This window comes from Bartonella sp. AA86SXKL (assembly GCF_042196885.1).
This window is the reverse complement of record NZ_JBHIRE010000587.1, coordinates 1-538: the sequence shown is the minus strand read 5'-3', so window position 1 is coordinate 538 and position 538 is coordinate 1. Positions and strand designations below refer to the sequence as shown.

Here is a 538-nt window from a genome sequence, read left to right as displayed (position 1 = left end):
TAATAATGCAAGGTGCTTTTTAAAATAATTGGTCTATAAGAATAATTGCGATAATTTTAAAATATAAATGCTATCAGAGAAATTGGGACTTGATGTGTTGTAATTACGGTAACATATCGTAAAGCGTTATATGATATATTTCTTCATAAGAATTTTGGAGAGTATACAAGGAAAAATATCTAAAATATATGGAAAAAACGGTTGCAGATCAGATTTCTCTGTCGGATATAACAATGAAAAATCCGGCGCGGTTTATTAACCGAGAATTTTCATGGCTACAATTTAATAACCGTGTATTGATGGAAGCTGCTAATTCAAAGAATCCTTTATTAGAACGGTTACAGTTTCTTTCAATTTCAGCAACAAATCTTGATGAGTTTTTTATGGTTCGTGTTGCTGGACTTGCTGCTCAAATTCGTGCTGGAGTTACAGCGTGCAGTGCAGATGGTCGTACTCCGCAGGAGCAACTTGATTTTGTATTAGCTGAGATTTCGTGTTTGCAGGATAATCAACTACGAGAATTGAGTATTTTACGTCA

At 34.0% G+C, this 538-nt stretch carries 1 pseudogene; it reads left to right on the top strand.

Going from position 1 to position 538, the window contains the following annotated elements:
* Nucleotides 1-188 precede the first annotated feature (188 nt).
* A pseudogene (locus ACFIO5_RS13425) lies at nucleotides 189-538 on the top strand (RNA degradosome polyphosphate kinase); the annotation flags it as partial.